Genomic DNA, 18,265 nt, shown 5'->3' with positions numbered 1-18,265 from the left:
TAGTAATAAATAAATAGAATTTTCTTACCTATTCAAGAAATTATATATAATATTAATATCATTCTCATTTAAACCAATTTTATCAGCAATAATAAAATCAATTTCCTTTTCTAATTGTAAAATTTTTTCTTTAGTTTCTAAATATCTAGTATCATCACTATTTCTAAATTTTTTTATTTTATTAATATTACTCAATATATTATTAACCTTTTCTTCTATTTGTTTTACTATATCTACTGTTACTATCTTTAAGTCCATAACAGAATTTGGGTAATAATCATATACACCTTTGCCCATTTTTTTTGCAAACAACTTAAAATAAAACTCATATATACTGGAATTAAGTATTCCTAACAAATATTTTAATGAAATATGTTCTTTAAATTCATCCTTTAGGATAATAGAGTATACGTCTGCACTACAATAATACCCACTATAATCTATTGCAAATCTATTAATTGTGGATTTGTAAGGAAATATTATTTTAGGCTGTTCAAATAGCTTTTTATCTCGCCCCCACTGAAGTTGATACCATTTTCGAATTCCTTTTCTACACTCTCTCCTGTTTTCCAACCTATCTTTATACTTATATATATAATCAATACTATTAGTATATTTCAATTCATCATCTATTAAATCAGAATATATCAATACATATTCACTATCAATTATTTCATATCTTTTTATATTGCTATTTTTAATCCACTTTCTTAATAACTCTTTCTCAATCCCAAATCTTTCTGCCTCTTTTTCTGTCATAACAAATGCTTTATCGCATCCAGTAATAATACCTTGAAAACTATCCGCTAAATCTCCTAACTTTACATTTGCATTATTAATAATCTTCCTATAAATATTTAAATGCTCACTTGGTATGAGAATCCAACGCTCGTCTCCTAGTAATTCTTTGCTGATATAAAATCTGTTAAACAATCTAGTATCTAAGAGTGTACTTAAATTCATATCATCTCTAAAAGAAAAATTATCATCTGATATTTTATAAACTAAAACTTTAGAATTTTTTACTTCGCCCTTTGAAAAGATATAAATTGCCGTTGCTACTCCTACACCTCTAAATATATCTATACCATAGAAATCTATTATTTCTTTAAAATCACTATTTGTCCTTAGATATTTTCTTAACTCTCTTCCCGTCGGACTTTCCATAAAATACCTAGAAGTTATTATGCCGCACATACCATTATCTTTCAATAAATCTAACATTCTTTTAAAAAAGCAAAAAGATATATCTGATTTATCTTTAAAAACTTCACCATAATTTTTTAACAGCCAACTCTTATATTCCATACTTAACTGCTTATGCCCAATATAAGGGGGATTGCCAACTATATAGTCAAATTTTTTATTCCAAAATTTAGCTATATAGTTGGAGCCTTCCTCATGATTTACTAGGCTATCACACTGTATTATATTTAATTCATCAATAAAATTATCAGCTTCTTTTAAAACGAGGTTAATAGTCGTCAACTGAACTCCAAAACTATCAATATCAGCACCATAAATACAATGAGTTAATATGTGATAATGAATATTCTCCTTTCTCCAATAATCTCTTCCTGATACTTTTTTTTCTGATCCTTTTCTTTTTATAATATAAATTTCATCATCATATATTTTCTGTAGTTTAGATAAATTACTAATAAATTTATCTTTTAAAATATCATATGCCTTTATTAAAAAATGTCCTGACCCACATGAAATATCTGCAACTGAAAGAAATGGATTTTTAACTACATCAGCATTTTCTAATGTTCTTTTTAAAATATAGTCTATTATATATTGTGGAGTATAAAATTGACCTATAGATTTACGTAATTTTCTATCCATAAATCTTTCATATACGTCCCCTAGAATATTTCCATCAGCATATTTAAAATTAAAATCATTTCTTTCAAGTAATTCAAAAGCATCTATTATAAGATTTTTATCATTTTCAGTTAAACCATAGTTAGCAAAACCAATCCATTTTTCAATATCTAAATTTTCTTTAATAACACCTTTATCTTTACAAATTTTAATAAATAGAATTCTATTTATAATCATAGAAGACATTTTTTTACAATAATTATCATTCCATTCCTCTTTGCCTTTTCCTTTAACGCCATTACGTTTATATTGTGATTCTATATATTTTCTAAAATTAGCATCATTTTCATATCTATAGTCAAAAACCCGTTTATATGATAAAATTGTTCGTCTATATATTTCATTTAATAAAATTAAAAGTTTTTTCTTATCAAAACAAGTATTTGGCATCTTTTTCACTCCAACAATTGCTATTTATATACCTAATATCCATGAAGCAGTTGCGAAATAAACTAGCAATGCTGCTGCATCTACAACAGTAGTAATCAAAGGCCCTGCCATGATTGCTGGGTCCAGTTTAAGTTTCTTTGCAATAATAGGAAGAGTACTACCAACAACTTTAGCTAAAATGACTGTAAAAAGCAAACTAATACATACAACTAAAGAAATATACAGATCCGTTTTTTCTAAATAGTATATTCGCACAAAATTTAGTCCTGAAAGTACTATACCAACAATTAAACTAACTCTGAATTCTTTCCATATAACCTTTAGTATATCATTTAATTTAATTTCTCCTAATGCAAGACCACGTATAACTAATGTTGAAGATTGAGAACCAGCATTGCCCCCTGTATCCATAAGCATAGGTATAAAAGCAGTCAAAACCACTGCTGTGTTAAGTATTAGCTCATATTTCTTTATTATATTTCCAGTAAAAGTTGCAGATATCATCAGTACTAAAAGCCATAAAATTCTATGCTTTGCTAAAGAAAAAACATTTGTCTTTAAATATTCCTCATCTGAAGGCTCCATAGCAGCCATTCTCTGAAAGTCCTCTGTGTTTTCCTGCTCTATTACATCAAGTACATCATCTATAGTAATTATTCCTACAAGCCTATCTTCTTTATCAACAACAGGCATAGTATATAAATCGTATTTTTTAAACATAAAAGCAACCTTTTCTTGATCATCTAATGTGTGAACTGAAATAACATTTTGGTCCATGATGTCCTCTATAGTTCTATCATGTCTACTTAAAATAATTTTTCTAAGAGAAATTATGCCTTCTAGCTTGCGATTGTTGTTAATTACATAACAGGTATCTATAGTCTCTTTATCAACACCTGTTTTTTTTATATGATCTATGGCATCTTCCACTGTCATTTCTTTTTTTAAATCTACATATTCTATAGTCATTATACTTCCTGCTGAATCTTGAGGATACTTTAAAAACTGATTAATTAATTTTCTCCTATTTTCATCAGTATTTTTAAGAATCTTTTTCACAACATTTGCAGGTAGCTCTTCTAAAAAGTCAACTGTATCGTCTATAAATAAGGAATTTAAAATACTGCTTATTTCTCTATCAGTTATCATAGATATAAGATTTATACGCTGATCATATGACATATACGAAAATACCTCTGCAGCAGTATCTTTTGGAAGAACTCTAAATAATATCAACATTTTTTGTCGATCTAATTCATTCAGTATTTGTGCAATATCTGCAGTTTGGTATTCTTTCAATGACTTTTTTACATCAACTAATCTGTTCTCCTGTACCATTTTAATAATTTTTTCCATAATGCAGCACCTCTTTTCTCTACGGGCTGCATACCAATGTGGTAGCTATAAACCCGTATATTCTATTATTTTTTATAATAAAGATGCAATATTCAGGTAAAGGTCCAGAATCCATAACTACCACCACCTTTCAATAGCAAGTCGGGACGGTTCTTGCTTGCTACCATTTTCTTATCTAATCTTTATATATTTCCATTGTCCAGTTCTAAATCTCATGTAAACAAACATCCATCTTACAAATTGGTCAATGAACATAGCCATCCATGCACCTACTAATCCATATGCCAGTACATTTACAAAATAATTTGCTAATACAACTCTAACTACTACAACGCCAAAAAATGTAGCTATTAATGGCCAAAAAGTATCTCCAGCCCCTCTTAACCCACCAGCTAATATAAGTTGCGAAGATTGAAAAGGTTGAACTAATGCAATTATCTTTAATACCATAGAAGCATTTTCTATTATTCTTGGGTCATTTGAGTACAATTTTGCAATTTGTGCACCGAAAAAGAAAAGCATTATAGCCATAAAAGAAGATATCATTGACCCAATCCTTCTTGTTTCTTTAGCATATTCTTCGGCCTGTGGGAGTTTCCCTGCCCCTAAGCTTTTGCCTACTAATGATGACGCAGCTATACCAAATGCTTGCCCTGGTTGAAACGACAAACTTAATATATTCAATGAAATTTGATGAGATGCATAAATAACAGTTCCTAATCCTGCAACAATTTTTACAAAAAGAAGAACCCCTACTCTTAAAGCCATTTGTTCTAGTGACGCAGGCACCCCAATCTTTACTAAATTATATATAACATTTTTGTCAAATTTAAATGATTTTCTTATGTTAAATGGAATAATACTCTTTCCTTTTGTAAGATATCTAAATAATAGTATGCTAGCAACTGCATTAGACAATGCTGTAGAAAGCCCTGCACCAGTTACTCCTAATTTAGGAAATCCAAATAGACCGTATATAAGAAGTGCATTACCAATTACATTTAAAAAATTAACTTTTAGGTTTATCTTCATAGGAATTTTAGTTTCACCAACACCTCTTAAGGCTGCAGATATAGACATATTAAGTGACTGGAATATAAATCCAACCATAATTATTTTAAAATATATTCTTCCTGCCTCCAAAGTGTCATTTTTTGCTCCCATAAATTTCATAATCGAATCGGTATATATTATTCCTAATATAGATAATGGAATAGCCAACATAAGCATACTTAACATTAAAACATGTTTTAAAGTAATTTCAATTTTTTCATCTTCTTGAGCTCCTAAATATCTAGCAACCATTGCTGTACCACCTACATTTAAGGCTTGAACAAGAGATAAACCTATAAATAAAGGCTGATTTGTTATCCCTACAGCTGCTACAGAAGCTGCTGCTACAGAATTATCGCTTATTCTTCCAAGCATCATCATATCTATCATACCAAAAAGAGACCCTAAAAGAAGCTCTACTAAAACGGGCCACGCAATATTAATAACATCTTTTCTTGTTTCATTATTAGATTTAAATAACTTGGTCATAATAATTCTTCTTTCTATGAAATTTAGCAACACTAAATATTATAGCACAATTATAAATAAGTTGTAATTAAATAATATAAGCTTGACTAAATAGTCAAGCATTAATACTCTCTATCCTTATTATATTGCTTTTTACTTTTTTATTTAGAAAATTAACAACTAACTATTTGGTTTTTCCCATTTTTCTTTGCAGTATATAAAAGCTCATCAACCCTCTTAAATAGAGTATCCATGATATCATCTTCCTTCAACGAAGTTACTCCAAAACTACAAGTAACTTTATCAGCAGGTGAAAAATCATGTTTTTCAATTTCATTTTTTATTCTTGCACATATATCTATTGCTTGCTCTTTCTTTGTGTTTGGAAGAATAATTACGAATTCTTCTCCTCCCCATCTAATAAAAATATCAGTACCTCTAATAATACTTTTTATCAACACCGATGTATCAATCAATATCTTATCACCTATCAAATGCCCATATACATCATTAATTCGCTTAAAATCATCAAAATCAAACAAGATAATAGATAAATCAAAGTCTACTGTTTTTCTTTTTTTAATTAAATCACGCATTTCTTGTTCAAATTTCATTCTATTATATGCACCAGTCAAAGAATCAGTCATTGATACTATTAATAATTCCTTGTTATTTGCATATTGCTTTCTCCTATAAAAGCTTGTCCTAAGTGATGAAAAACTACTTAATATTATAGTAATGGTAAAATAAATTATAGATGCTATCAATTCCATTACATTTATATCTTCAATAATATAAATAGATATGATGATAAAAGATGTGCAGATAAATAACGAAACAAAAACTATATATATAAATCTATTAGGAACAAAAAATATTACTAATAAAATAGTCATAACTCCAAAGGATTGTATTAAAAAGTTTACTGGTTCATATAGATAGAGGATAATAAGAAATAAAAATGATACAATTAATTCACTCATTGTAATTAAAAAATAATATTCTTTAGAGCTATTAAAGTTCTTTAACCTATAATAGAGAATAAAAGTTATAAACAAAAATGAAATCCTATTTACCAATATGTATTTAAAAAAAATAGAATGTTTTGCAACAAAATAATCTGGTATTATAAATAAAAAATATAATATACCCATTACTAAAACTAAAAGTCTGATATATTTAATCGCACTATTTACTTCATACTCAAAATACTCTTCTTCAATCTTTTTACTATTAAATTCACCTGTTATTTTTGATACATTAAATTTGATTCTAGATTTGTCATCTTTCAATAATAATTCCTCATTTCATAAAGTTTATATTCAAATTATATCATATATTAATATACGATATAATTTCATAATTTTTCAAATAATATTTATGTATAAGAAAACAGCTTTAAATAAAAAATATAATTATAAAATAGCTACTAATATTAAATTTCTAGAATTAAGATTTTAGATTTCAATCAAATTAAAAATAAGAGGTGTTATTATGGTAAATTTAACTCAAAAAGAAAAATTACTACTAAAAGACCAAAAAAGCAATGAAGAACTTTGCATAAAAAAATATAACAATTACGCTAAACAAGCACAGGATCCTGAACTTAAACAAATTTTCACTAGCCATGCTCAGCAAGAACATCAACATTTAAATACTATAAATCAAATTTTAAACGGTCAAATTCCTGACACAAATCAACAGCAAAATACACAAAATCAGTACACTCAAAACATGTCTGCCACTCAAACCAATGCTTTTAGTCAGAATGACGCTGATCTCTGCACCGATATCTTATCTACAGAAAAATACGTTTCAGGTGTATATGATACAGCTATATTTGAATTTAGGGATAGTAATATAAGGCAAATCCTAAATCACATTCAAAAAGAAGAACAACAGCACGGTGAAAGTATTTATAAATACATGGAAAATAAAGGAATGTATAATCCACAATAATTAAGTAGGAGGTAATTATTACCTCCTACTAGATTAATAAAATTACATAATTTTTTTTAGTGATTGTGTTCTTTACATATTTCTCCAGTATATTCTAAACTTCCATCCATATATGCCTTTATTACTTCGTCACAATTACCTCGTGCACCTACTATTACATCAATTCCATTTTCTACAAAAAGTTGCTGAGCTGCAGAGCCCATTCCTCCAGCTATAATAACATTTACACCATTTTCCTTTAAGAAAACAGGAAGAAAACCTGGTCTATGACCTGGATTTTTAATAAAAGTAGTATTTAAAATTTTATTTCCTTCAACTTCATACATAGTAAAACCTTCACAATGACCAAAATGAGCACTCAAAGCTCCTTTGTCTGTTGCAATTGCTATTTTCATATCATTCACTCTCCTTAATTTGTAAAATTAAAATTATTTACTCATACCCATATGAGAAGGACCTGCTGTTTTAAGTTTTTCAAGTTTGCCTTCATTGAAATTTTTTAGCAATAAGCTGCATGGAATATTTTTTCCTTTGTAAACCTCGACACTTGATTCTTGTAATAAATTAAAAGCATTGGGGCCTACATTACTTGTAATAACAACATCTACATTTTCATCAACCACTTGCTGTGCAGCTGCAATTCCTGCCCCACCACTAGCGTTTTGACCTGCGTTTTCCAATACTTTAACTTCCTCATTTTCAGTATTATAAATCAAAAAATATGGGCATCTACCAAATCTTAAATCAAGATTACTATCTAAATCCTTCCCGCTTGATGAAAATAAAATTTTCACTTTATCGCCTCCTGTTTATTATTGGCATATGCTAATTATATGATATATCTATATTTAATTTTTGTCAAATAAAAGGAGAGTTTTTAAAATAAAATAATTTAAGAAATTTTGAATGTTTAAATTTTAAAAAAACTCATTTTTCTCCATGTATAATATTTAAAATTTTTAGGGGAAAATCTTATTTTCCCCTAAAAATTTTATTCGTCTTCTTGCTTATTTTGTGATTCTAACTCATTTATTCTACTCTGTATATTGTTTAGATCTCTTTTTAATAATTCTGCTTCTTCTCTTAATATGTCTATTTCTTCCTTTTCAGTTATTCTAGGAGTATATGAATATGGAGTTGCCCATAGTGGTCTACCAACATTCCAGTATCTATTTCTAAATCCTCTCCCTCCTCTGCCAAACCATCCATATCCTAATCCTCGTCTGATTACATATCTAGGTACAGAGTAACCTGTGCAATATCCTAGTCCACGTCCTGTCATTGCACCTTGCCCTAAAGGACCAGTACCGTCAAATCTTGGCATTTATTTCACCTCCTTTTATAGACTTAAATGAATTCTTCTCATACTCATTTTTGCTAGAAGAATCATGACATTCTTTACATAATCCATGAAATATAATATCAGTATCAAATATTTTAGCTTCATAAATCTCTTCAATTAATTTATTCATTTTCACATACTTTAAAACGATATCTCTGTCGTCAATGTCTTTTATACGACCACACTTTTCACATATCATATGTATATGCAAAGGTTTTTTAGCATACATTTTAAGCTCGTAGAAGCTTTTATCTTCAATCTTAATTTCTTTTAATATTCCCAAGTCAGTAAATAACTTTATATTACGATATACAGTTGATATACCAATACCCTTTCCTTTGATTCTAAAGTAAACATCTTCTGCAGATAAATGCTTCTCCCTATTTTCGATGAATTCTAATAAAATCTCTTCCCTCTGCTGTGTTAACTTATATTCATGCTTTTCTACCCACTCTTTTAACAAACATAATTGTTCCTTTTCATAAGAACTCAACTCATTCATAAAACCAGCCTCTTAATAATTATTATTTCTTCCACGCCCATGTCTATATCTTCCTCTAAAACATGGTGAACACACGTTTTTATCAATATCACACAGCACGTAGTCTCCACCTTCGATTTTTAGCATTTTTCCATTAACTAAACAATCTGCTACTTTTTCTTTAGCTTCATTATACATTCTCTGAACAGTAGAACGAGCTACTCCCATTCTATCCGCACATTGTTCCTGCCCCAAGCCTTCTAAGTCCATAAGTCTAATTACTTCGTATTCCTCTACTGTCATTATTATAAAGCTATCTTTATTAACTGCTCCGCTTAATGGACCAAATATACGAAAATCAGGTAGATTGCATACCCTTCTTAGTTTTCTAGGTCTCGGCATGTTATCATCCTTTCTTCCAGCCATATATACCCCCTTACATTTTGGGCATATGTTCTTTATATTTATATTATACATTATTTTGGGCATATGTCAATAACTTTTTAATATATTTTTTGTTTTCTCCCACATTTCTCTTATAGCCTTATTAGCTTCGCTTTCTTCATAATATACAATAGGCTTCAATTCATTAATAGATTTTATTATTGTTTCATCATATGGAATCTTTCCTACAATTTCTATTTCATTTTTATTACAGTAATCTTCTATTTCACAAACAACATCTTCATTAATATCATACTTATTTATACAAACAAATGCAGGAATATTGAAAAATTTACACAATTTACTAACCCTTATAAAATCGTTCATCCCTGATTTAGTTGGCTCTGTCACGATTATAGCTACATCATTTCCTGTAATAGAAGCTATTACTGCACAGCCTATTCCTGGAGAACCATCTATAATAATGTACTCTGAATTATTTTCAAATTCCTCAACATTTTTTCTTATCTGGGTTATTAATTTCCCTGACCCATCTGCTCCAGGCTTCATTTTTGCCCTAGAAATAAGACCATCAGGTATTTTAGTAATATACATATCTGCAGATTTTTCTTCTTTCAAAGATATAGCGTTTTCTGGGCATACCAACATACAAGCACCGCATCCTTCACACTTGAGTACATCTACTTTTCCTTTTTTTATAGCATCAAATTTACAAACACTATCACACTTACCACACTGTATACATTTTTTAGGATTTACTACTGCTATTTCACTGCCACAAAATTCACCTTTAAATGTATCTTCTCCATTATAGTAAAGGTACATATTTGGAGCATCTACATCGCAATCAACCCTTATAACTTGCTTTTCTAGCTCTGCAACTGATACAGCTATAGTAGTTTTACCAGTTCCTCCCTTACCACTAATAAAGGCTACTTTTTTCATAACAAAGCCTCCTTCATCTTTTCTACAATATTTAAAAATGCTTCTCTATATCCTTTAAGATCAATAAGCATATCTCCTTTTGAATACTTCTTTGCAGCTTCTTTATTATATGGAATATGCCCCAATACATTTATTTTTTCTTCATTTATATATTTATCTAAAATTCTATTATTTTCATTATATTTATTTACAACCAGCCCAAATGGTATATTAAATTCCTTCACCAACTCAACAGCCATTTTAAGGTCATGAAGTCCGAAAGCTGTAGGTTCTGTTACTAAAATAGCTGCATCAGCTCGATGTAAAGTATTTACTACATTGCATGATGTACCTGGAGGACTATCCAGGAAATTTGTTCCTTGTGGAAGATCTTTTAATAATTCTCTTAATATCGGCACTGCCATTGGTTCACCAATATTCAACAATCCCCTTTTGCAAATCGTATCTCCTTTTTTCCCTTCTTCAATAATCCCAATAGTTTTTTTCTGATATTGCAACGCACCTGTTGGACATACAATTTCACATGCTCCACAGCTATGGCACAATTTATCAAATACCATTATATTTTTTTTAGTTTTAGCTAAAGCATTAAATCTACACACTTTAACACATTCACCACATAATGTACATTTATCTTGCTCTATAATTGGTATGTCAACATTTACCTTTCTCTCATCTAGTTTTTCAGGCTTCAAAAAAAGAAATCCATTTGGTTCTTCTACATCACAATCAATGTAATTTGCTCCAAGCATTAAAGCGAGATTCGTAGAAACAGTAGTCTTTCCTGTTCCTCCCTTTCCACTTAATACTGCTATATTCATATATCTTCCTCCTTAAGTTATTGGCATATGCTATTTATATTGTATATCTCCAATATGTTTATGTCAAACTCTTTTATTATTAAAATTTAAGGAAATTTCGTAATTACTACAGATTCAAAATTTTGCAAATTATAATTTTTAACTCTAGTTTTTGGGCTTTTGATTAAATTTAAGCTTTTAAAACTTATAGGTAAACAATTTCAACACTTTAATTATTATGCCTTGGAAAATCTACTTTCATCGCGACTTATTCAAGCACTACCCTAATACTTTACCCTAAATAGTGCTTGAATACCGGAGCAGGGAAAGTTGATTTTCCACAGATATACTTTAAGCTTAAATTTTGTTTACCTATAAAAATATAATTTATTATACAATTTCCTTAAGTAACTAAATAGGAGAAAATATCACCAAATATTAGGAGGCTTTTGTATGAATATGAAATTTTTCCGTGTACCGAAAGATATAGTTTTTGGTGAAGGTTCACTAGAGTATCTCTCTACGTTAAAAGGGAATAAAGCTATCATTGTAACTGGTGGAAATTCAATGAAAAAATATGGTTTTTTAGACAAAACAAAAGAAATATTAGAAAAATCAAATATGGAGGTTAGCATATTTGACGGCGTAGAACCAAATCCATCAATAGAAACAGTAGAAAATGGTGCAATAGCAATGACCAATTTTCAACCTGATTGGATAGTTGCCTTAGGAGGAGGCTCATCAATAGATGCAGCAAAAATAATGTGGGCCTTTTATGAAAATCCTAATTTAAGCTTAGAAAATATCCTTCAACCTGGCTCTCTACCTAAGCTAAGAGATAAAGCAAGGTTTGCTGCTATACCTTCTACAAGCGGTACAGCATCAGAAATTACTGCCTTTTCTGTTATTACAGATACAAAAAATCATATTAAGTACCCTATAGTTTCATATGAACTAACACCAGATATAGCTATACTAGACCCACTTATACCATCAAAAATGCCACCTCACATAACTGCAAACACAGGTATGGATGTATTAGCTCATGCTGTAGAAGCATACGTATCAAAAGCTTCATCTAGCTATACTGACGCATTTGCTATCAAGGCAATAAAAATTGTATTTGAAAAATTGCCAATTGCCTATGATAATGGAAATGATATGGAAGCTAGGAAGGATATGCATAATGCATCTGCACTAGCTGGTATGGCATTTACAAACGCTTCACTAGGGTTAGTTCACAGCCTTGCTCACAAAATAGGCGGTGAATTTGGTGTTACACATGGATTAGCAAATGCAATACTACTGCCCTATATTATTCAATACAATCGTAAGTCAACTGATAAAATAAAGGAAATAGAAAAAGAGTTAGGAATTGAAGATTTGTCAGAAGAAATTAAAAAATTGAATACACGACTAAATATTCCATTAGCTTTCAAAGATGTAAAGGAATTAAAAATATCTGAAGAAAAATTCTCTGAAGTATTATATCGTATGTCAGAAAATGCATTCAAGGACGCTTGTACTCTTACTAATCCAAGAGATAGCAACCCTCAAGATGTAGAAATGCTATATAAAGCAGCTTATTACGGTAAAGATTTATAATCTTTCAATATTAAAGCCTCTATGCATTTATCCATAAGTGCATAGAGGTAAATATATAAGAATACAATTTCAACACTATAATTATCATATCTTGAAAATACACTATACTAAAAGTGAAAAATATTAAAACAGGAAAGAATATTACACAAGCTTACTTTAAGATTGAAAATTGCTTGTAAATATTTACTATCCACTTTAAATAAATAGCAACAAGCTAATTGCCATAACAATCATTCCACCAATTAAACCATATATGGATAGATGATGCTCTCCATATTTTTCTGATGTAGGTAATAATTCATCAAAAGATATGAATACCATAATCCCAGCCACCATACCGAATAATATGCCAAATGTTAAGTCATTAAATAATGTTGATAATAGTAAGTATCCAACTATTGCTCCCAAAGGTTCAGATAATCCTGATAAAAAAGAATATAAAAATGCTTTTTTTCTATCACCAGTAGCATAAAATATAGGAACAGATACAGCTATTCCTTCAGGAATATTATGAATTGCTATAGCAACAGCAATAGGTAATCCAATACTTACATCCTTTAATGCAGCTGTAAAAGTTGCTAACCCTTCAGGAAAATTATGTATAGCTATTGCTAATGCAGACATCATTCCCATCCTTAACAATCCTTTATCGCTTTTCTTTTCATCCAATGACATCTCCTCTACTGAATGAGCAGAATGAGGATTTTCAAAACTAGGAACTAACTTATCAATAATAGCAATTAAAACCATCCCACCAAAAAATGCTATCACTGTAACCCAAGTTCCTTGTTTAAACCCTAATTCCATTGTCAAAGATTCTTTGGCCTTGACAAGTATCTCAACAAAGGATACATATATCATTACTCCTGCTGAAAATCCTAAAGATACAGATAAAAATCTAGTATTGGTTCTTTTAGTAAAAAAAGCTAATGCACTCCCTATACCTGTCGAAAGTCCTGCAAATAATGTTAATGAAAATGCAAATAAAATAGTTTTTGTATCCATAAAATGCCTCCCTTCTAAATGTCAACGATTTATATATTAAGATATTAATATTTGTACCCATAATGTAATAATATTAATCTTAAGAAATTGCATAGATACAGTAAGACTAAAATTATGCAAGTTATTAACTTTTTAACTATAGAAAAAAGACCTACCCTTTTTCGGATAAGTCTTTTTCCAAAACAGTATAATTATGCCATAAACATTTTTATATCATCATCTGCATTTGTTATTCCACCAATTCCAAAGTTTTCAATCAAAACATTAGCAACGTTTGGTGATAAGAAAGCTGGAAGTGTTGGTCCTAAGTGTATATTTTTAACTCCAAGGTATAGTAATGCAAGCAATACTATAACAGCTTTTTGCTCGTACCAAGCTATATTATAAGCTATTGGCAATTCATTTATATCTTCTAATTCAAATATTTCTTTCAACTTAAGTGCAATTACTGCTAATGAATATGAATCATTACATTGTCCTGCATCTAATACTCTTGGTATTCCACCTATATCTCCTAAATCAAGTTTATTATATTTATACTTTGCACATCCAGCTGTTAAGATAACTGTATCTTTAGGTAATTTTTTTGCAAATTCTGTGTAATAATCTCTACTCTTCATTCTTCCATCACAGCCAGCCATTACGAAGAACTTTTTAATAGCTCCTGATTTTACTGCATCGACTACTTTATCTGCAAGACTAAATACTGTATTATGAGCAAATCCACCTACTATTTCACCTTTTTCAATTTCTATTGGTGGTGCACATTTTTTAGCATGTTCAATAATCTCTGAAAAGTCTTTTTCCTTTCCGTCTTCTCTATCTGCTATATGCTTTAATCCTGGGAATCCAACTACTCCAGTTGTATAAACTCTGTCTTTATATGAATCTTTTGGTGGTACTAAACAATTTGTAGTCATCAAAATTGGACCATTAAAGCTTTCAAATTCTTTATCTTGCTTCCACCAAGCATTCCCGTAATTTCCTACAAAATGGTCATACTTTTTAAAAGCAGGGTAATAATTTGCAGGTAGCATTTCACCGTGAGTATAAACATCTACCCCTGTTCCCTCTGTTTGCTTCAATAGTTCTTCCATATCCTTTAAATCATGACCGCTTATAAGTATAGCAGGATTATTTCTAACTCCTATATTTACTTTAGTGATCTCTGGATTTCCATAAGTAGAAGTATTAGCCTTATCTAGTAGTGCCATAACATCTACACCGTATTTACCTGTCTCCATTGTCAATGCAACTAAATCATCAGCAGTCAAACTATCATCTAATGTTGCCGCTAAAGCTTTGTGCATAAATGCAAACACTTCTTTATTTTCATATCCTAACGCACTAGCATGTTCTGCATAAGCCGCCATACCCTTTAATCCATAAGTAATTAATTCTCTTAATGATCTAACATCTTCATTTTCAGTAGCTAATACCCCTACCTTTTTGGATTTAACATCAAATTCTGTATCATCTTTAGGTACCCAAGTTGCAGCGTCATGTAGATCTTCAGATATTTCTCCTGAAGCTTTTACAATTTGTTCTTTTAATTCATTTCTTATCGATAATCCTTCTTTAACTTTATTTACAAAATATTCTTTGTCAAAGTTTACATTCGTAATAGTAGAAAATAAACTATCCATAACAAACTTATCTGCTATTTCTGTTTTAATACCTAATTCTCTTGCCTTTAATGCGTATATTGAAATACCTTTAAGGGTATAAATCAATAAATCCTGCATTCTAGCTACATCATCAGTTTTTCCACAAACACCTCTCATTGTACAGCCTTGTCCTTTTGCTGCTTCTTGACATTGATAACAAAACATCATTTAACACTTCTCCTTTCTATACTTAAAACATACTTTATTTTCTTGTTTTTTCTATGTCTATATATTATTAAAATAAAGAAATTAAATCGGTAACAATTGTTACTAATTTTAAAATAATATATAATAAACCCACAGATAAATCTGTGGGCTTGATGATAATGTTCTTATTATTCTTTTACACGAAATACTTCATAATGTATTAATTTTTCAAGCTTGATTTTAGGTGTACTAAAACAAACTTCTGATGAATATCCTACCGGCAATATTCCTATTGGTTCATAAGACTTTGGCAGTAATAATGCACTAGAAAGTTCTTTTTCTCTAAAGCCACTAACATAGCAACTTGCTAAACCTAAGTTAACAATTCCAAGTAGCATATTTTCAATGCACGCAGATACGTCAAGATAAATCAATGATTTTAAAGCTTTTTCTCCATATCTTTCAAAACTTTTCTGCTTATTAGCACAAACAACTATGAATACAGGAGCTGATAACATCCAATCTTGTGTTTTACCATTAGTTTCGTTATTCCCAATAAAAGTGGTATTTACAATATCCCTCTTCTTTTTTTCACTCCTTACAACAATAAATTCCCAAGGTTGAATATTCCCTGCTGAAGGTGCTGCATGTCCATATTCTAATATCTTATATATTGTTTCTTCAGAAACATCTTTATTTAAAAATGTCCGTATACTCCTTCTATTAACTACGACATTATCAAAATCCAAGCATAATCCTCCTCTAGCTAAAAAATTACTTCCATACTTCACTTAGTACTCTGATGATGTTCTCTCCTAATACCTTTTTTATATCATCATCAGTATAATTTTCTTTAACTAAATACCTCAGTATATTTTTTGATGCCTCAGTAGGATTTTCTAAACCTTTTACATATTCAACCTTTTTAAATTTTTGTTTAGATTGAGTTTTCTTGGTAGATAATTGTTTAGCATAAACATCATGAAGCCCAACATGGTCCCCATACAATGTATCTGGTCCAAAAGCTACATGATCTATTCCTACCAAGTCAACTATATATTTAAAATGCTCCATATATGAATCAATAGAATGACTAGGATTATTAGCAGTCAGTGTTGTATGAGGTGCTGCCTCTATACCAATAACTCCTCCTCTTTCTGCACATGCTTTTAATACCTCATCAGGAAAAAGTCTTTTACTATCCCATAAAGCTCTAGCACCTACGTGAGTAAGAAAAATTGGATGCTCACTTTCATTTATTACATCTAAAGTGGTTTTATATCCTGTATGTGAACAATCAATAGCCATTCCAACTTTATTCATTCTTCTTACAGCTTGTTTACCAAAGAAAGTAAGCCCTCCATCTTTATCCTCCTTTATGCCAGATCCTAAAGCATTTGATTCACTATATGTTATCCCCATAAGTCTTACACCAAATCCATATAATATTTCAATTCTATCTAACTCATTTTCAATAGGTGCTGATCCTTCTATACTTGCTATCCATGCAATTTTACCTTCTCTATGAGCTTTGTATATATCCTCTACTCTTTCACATTTTATAACCATGCTCTGATGTGCAATATCACATAATCTCATTCCTAAATCAAATAATATCTCATCCCACTTCCACCCATTTGCAGAGGTAATAGTACAAGTACCATCAAGCATATTATCAAAAACAGCATCATAATATGACTGTGAAAGGGCTTCATACGCACAGTGATCTCTTCCAACTCTAGTGTATTCAAATACTTCATCAAGGTTTTCTGGCAATAAAGTGGGATGGTCATGCAGTGATATAAATATACTGTTTTGAGCTAATTTAATTACTCGCTCCTCTTCATCTTGCGTTAATGGAATTAAATATTGACTAACTCTATTTAGTTCATTCGCCATCTTAAACCTTTTAAAATCATGTTCATCAAGATAGCTATAAGCCTTATAATTATCATATTTCTTATTTAAACCCATATTTTATACCTCGCTACTTTTTATATATAAATCGTCTAAATTTTCAACTCTTCCGCTGCTAATTTTTGATGGAGTAGCAAATGCTGTTTTTGAATGCATAAGACTACTTCCAACCATTGCTTCTGCAATTTTTAATCCTACTTTAGATGGATTTACTACAGGTACGCCAACAGCTTGTTCGATTTCTTCAGTCACATCTAAAAATCCCATAGACATACATCCAAGTACTAATGAATCTGCTCTGTCTTCTTTTACTGCTTTTTTCCCCACTTCAATGATCTTCTCTAAAGACTTATCTCTATTAACCTTTAAATCAAGCACTGGAATATTTACAGAAACAACAGAAGCTAATTTTTCTAAAACTCCAGCTTTATAAGCTAGCTCATAACTACTTGCTATCATGGTATCTTCTATAGTTATAACCGAAAACTTATGTCCTAGCATAGCACCTGTAATCATACTTGTCTGGCCAGGTCCAACTACTAGCATTTTTGTAGTAATCTCTCTCATCGCATCTAATCCTGGATCTCCTGCACATCCAAGAATAGCAGCATCATATCCCTTCTTTTCTAACTCAAATATTAATTTAGCTGTAGCAGGAATGCTCAAAAACTCTTCATACATACTCTCAATAGATGCTGGTCCTTCTTTTACTGCAACTATATCTACTTCCGTGTCTGAAAATGCCCACTCCCTTAAAAGTGCTCCACGCCTTTTTACTTCATTTTCATCCATAGGTCCAGGTACAACATAAACAATCCTCATGTTCATCCTCCTATTA

18 protein-coding genes are annotated in these 18,265 nt (G+C 30.2%); 2 read left to right on the top strand and 16 right to left on the bottom strand.

Going from position 1 to position 18,265, the window contains the following annotated elements; translation table 11 throughout:
* Positions 1-24: 24 nt before the first annotated feature.
* From ACZ41D_RS04555 to ACZ41D_RS04540, 4 genes are all read right to left on the bottom strand, one after another.
* Positions 25-2,277: an Eco57I restriction-modification methylase domain-containing protein gene (locus ACZ41D_RS04555; protein ID WP_464152743.1), complete on the bottom strand. Its 2,253-nt coding sequence runs from the start codon at positions 2,275-2,277 to the stop codon at positions 25-27.
* A 24-nt stretch (positions 2,278-2,301) separates the two neighbouring features.
* Entirely contained in the window at positions 2,302-3,633 is a 1,332-nt protein-coding gene (gene mgtE / locus ACZ41D_RS04550; RefSeq protein WP_464152742.1) for a magnesium transporter, read from the bottom strand.
* Positions 3,634-3,804: 171 nt separating this feature from the next.
* Positions 3,805-5,175: an MATE family efflux transporter gene (locus tag ACZ41D_RS04545; RefSeq protein ID WP_464152741.1), complete on the bottom strand. Its 1,371-nt coding sequence runs from the start codon at positions 5,173-5,175 to the stop codon at positions 3,805-3,807.
* Positions 5,176-5,327: 152 nt separating this feature from the next.
* Positions 5,328-6,446 carry a GGDEF domain-containing protein gene (locus tag ACZ41D_RS04540; RefSeq protein WP_464152740.1) on the bottom strand — a complete coding sequence of 373 codons (1,119 nt, stop codon included), beginning with the start codon at positions 6,444-6,446 and terminating at the stop codon, positions 5,328-5,330.
* A gap of 202 nt (positions 6,447-6,648) precedes the next feature.
* Here ACZ41D_RS04540 and ACZ41D_RS04535 point away from each other — a divergent pair, with 202 nt between their 5' ends.
* A complete protein-coding gene (locus tag ACZ41D_RS04535; protein WP_464152739.1) occupies positions 6,649-7,113 on the top strand; it encodes a DUF892 family protein in 465 nt (154 codons plus the stop codon).
* Between the two features lie 56 nt (positions 7,114-7,169).
* On the opposite strand, the gene ACZ41D_RS04530 is transcribed toward ACZ41D_RS04535, so the two are convergent.
* The 7 genes from ACZ41D_RS04530 to ACZ41D_RS04500 all read right to left on the bottom strand — a co-directional run bounded on the left by ACZ41D_RS04530 (position 7,170) and on the right by ACZ41D_RS04500 (position 11,107).
* Complete coding sequence (locus tag ACZ41D_RS04530; RefSeq protein ID WP_464152738.1) at positions 7,170-7,508, bottom strand: NifB/NifX family molybdenum-iron cluster-binding protein; 339 nt, start codon at positions 7,506-7,508, stop codon at positions 7,170-7,172.
* 33 nt (positions 7,509-7,541) lie between these two features.
* On the bottom strand, positions 7,542-7,907 hold the full coding sequence (locus ACZ41D_RS04525) for a NifB/NifX family molybdenum-iron cluster-binding protein (protein ID WP_464152737.1): 366 nt from the start codon (positions 7,905-7,907) through the stop codon (positions 7,542-7,544).
* A 197-nt stretch (positions 7,908-8,104) separates the two neighbouring features.
* Positions 8,105-8,437: a DUF5320 domain-containing protein gene (locus ACZ41D_RS04520; protein ID WP_464152736.1), complete on the bottom strand. Its 333-nt coding sequence runs from the start codon at positions 8,435-8,437 to the stop codon at positions 8,105-8,107.
* Positions 8,424-8,957, bottom strand: coding sequence for a Fur family transcriptional regulator (locus ACZ41D_RS04515; RefSeq protein WP_464152735.1), 534 nt, complete (start codon positions 8,955-8,957; stop codon positions 8,424-8,426). The genes ACZ41D_RS04520 and ACZ41D_RS04515 overlap by 14 nt, the downstream gene beginning before the upstream one ends.
* A 12-nt stretch (positions 8,958-8,969) precedes the next feature.
* Positions 8,970-9,362, bottom strand: coding sequence for a DUF134 domain-containing protein (locus ACZ41D_RS04510; protein ID WP_464152734.1), 393 nt, complete (start codon positions 9,360-9,362; stop codon positions 8,970-8,972).
* Positions 9,363-9,428: 66 nt separating this feature from the next.
* Complete coding sequence (locus ACZ41D_RS04505; protein WP_464152733.1) at positions 9,429-10,286, bottom strand: ATP-binding protein; 858 nt, start codon at positions 10,284-10,286, stop codon at positions 9,429-9,431.
* Positions 10,283-11,107: an ATP-binding protein gene (locus ACZ41D_RS04500; RefSeq protein WP_464152732.1), complete on the bottom strand. Its 825-nt coding sequence runs from the start codon at positions 11,105-11,107 to the stop codon at positions 10,283-10,285. Before ACZ41D_RS04500 ends, ACZ41D_RS04505 begins: the two co-directional genes overlap by 4 nt.
* Before the next feature lie 432 nt (positions 11,108-11,539).
* On the opposite strand from ACZ41D_RS04500, the gene ACZ41D_RS04495 reads away from it, so the two are divergent.
* Entirely contained in the window at positions 11,540-12,691 is a 1,152-nt protein-coding gene (locus ACZ41D_RS04495; RefSeq protein WP_464152731.1) for an iron-containing alcohol dehydrogenase, read from the top strand.
* A 195-nt stretch (positions 12,692-12,886) separates the two neighbouring features.
* On the opposite strand, the gene zupT is transcribed toward ACZ41D_RS04495, so the two are convergent.
* The 5 genes from zupT to ACZ41D_RS04470 all read right to left on the bottom strand — a co-directional run bounded on the left by zupT (position 12,887) and on the right by ACZ41D_RS04470 (position 18,249).
* Positions 12,887-13,696 (bottom strand): zinc transporter ZupT, encoded by an 810-nt coding sequence (gene zupT / locus ACZ41D_RS04490; RefSeq protein WP_464152730.1) that lies wholly within the window; start codon positions 13,694-13,696, stop codon positions 12,887-12,889.
* A 191-nt stretch (positions 13,697-13,887) separates the two neighbouring features.
* On the bottom strand, positions 13,888-15,528 hold the full coding sequence (hcp, locus tag ACZ41D_RS04485; protein ID WP_464153114.1) for a hydroxylamine reductase: 1,641 nt from the start codon (positions 15,526-15,528) through the stop codon (positions 13,888-13,890).
* Between the two features lie 170 nt (positions 15,529-15,698).
* Positions 15,699-16,259: a nitroreductase family protein gene (locus tag ACZ41D_RS04480; RefSeq protein WP_464152729.1), complete on the bottom strand. Its 561-nt coding sequence runs from the start codon at positions 16,257-16,259 to the stop codon at positions 15,699-15,701.
* A 25-nt stretch (positions 16,260-16,284) separates the two neighbouring features.
* Positions 16,285-17,484: a dipeptidase gene (locus ACZ41D_RS04475; RefSeq protein ID WP_464152728.1), complete on the bottom strand. Its 1,200-nt coding sequence runs from the start codon at positions 17,482-17,484 to the stop codon at positions 16,285-16,287.
* A gap of 3 nt (positions 17,485-17,487) precedes the next feature.
* Entirely contained in the window at positions 17,488-18,249 is a 762-nt protein-coding gene (locus ACZ41D_RS04470) for an aspartate/glutamate racemase family protein (RefSeq protein ID WP_464152727.1), read from the bottom strand.
* Positions 18,250-18,265 lie beyond the last annotated feature (16 nt).

Source organism: Brassicibacter thermophilus (assembly GCF_055378355.1).
This window is presented reverse-complemented; position numbering and strand designations above follow the sequence as displayed.

What these genes read in the sequence shown, in the direction of transcription:
- ACZ41D_RS04495 (WP_464152731.1), top strand. Translation starts at nt 11,540, where the DNA reads ATGAATATGAAATTTTTCCGTGTACCGAAAGATATAGTTTTTGGTGAA.
- hcp (WP_464153114.1), bottom strand. Translation starts at nt 15,528, where the DNA reads ATGTTTTGTTATCAATGTCAAGAAGCAGCAAAAGGACAAGGCTGTACA.
- ACZ41D_RS04470 (WP_464152727.1), bottom strand. Translation starts at nt 18,249, where the DNA reads ATGAGGATTGTTTATGTTGTACCTGGACCTATGGATGAAAATGAAGTA.
- ACZ41D_RS04510 (WP_464152734.1), bottom strand. Translation starts at nt 9,362, where the DNA reads ATGGCTGGAAGAAAGGATGATAACATGCCGAGACCTAGAAAACTAAGA.
- ACZ41D_RS04505 (WP_464152733.1), bottom strand. Translation starts at nt 10,286, where the DNA reads ATGAAAAAAGTAGCCTTTATTAGTGGTAAGGGAGGAACTGGTAAAACT.
- ACZ41D_RS04545 (WP_464152741.1), bottom strand. Translation starts at nt 5,175, where the DNA reads ATGACCAAGTTATTTAAATCTAATAATGAAACAAGAAAAGATGTTATT.
- zupT (WP_464152730.1), bottom strand. Translation starts at nt 13,696, where the DNA reads ATGGATACAAAAACTATTTTATTTGCATTTTCATTAACATTATTTGCA.
- ACZ41D_RS04515 (WP_464152735.1), bottom strand. Translation starts at nt 8,957, where the DNA reads ATGAATGAGTTGAGTTCTTATGAAAAGGAACAATTATGTTTGTTAAAA.
- ACZ41D_RS04500 (WP_464152732.1), bottom strand. Translation starts at nt 11,107, where the DNA reads ATGAATATAGCAGTATTAAGTGGAAAGGGAGGAACAGGAAAGACTACT.
- ACZ41D_RS04530 (WP_464152738.1), bottom strand. Translation starts at nt 7,508, where the DNA reads ATGAAAATAGCAATTGCAACAGACAAAGGAGCTTTGAGTGCTCATTTT.
- ACZ41D_RS04475 (WP_464152728.1), bottom strand. Translation starts at nt 17,484, where the DNA reads ATGGGTTTAAATAAGAAATATGATAATTATAAGGCTTATAGCTATCTT.
- ACZ41D_RS04535 (WP_464152739.1), top strand. Translation starts at nt 6,649, where the DNA reads ATGGTAAATTTAACTCAAAAAGAAAAATTACTACTAAAAGACCAAAAA.
- ACZ41D_RS04555 (WP_464152743.1), bottom strand. Translation starts at nt 2,277, where the DNA reads ATGCCAAATACTTGTTTTGATAAGAAAAAACTTTTAATTTTATTAAAT.
- ACZ41D_RS04520 (WP_464152736.1), bottom strand. Translation starts at nt 8,437, where the DNA reads ATGCCAAGATTTGACGGTACTGGTCCTTTAGGGCAAGGTGCAATGACA.
- mgtE (WP_464152742.1), bottom strand. Translation starts at nt 3,633, where the DNA reads ATGGAAAAAATTATTAAAATGGTACAGGAGAACAGATTAGTTGATGTA.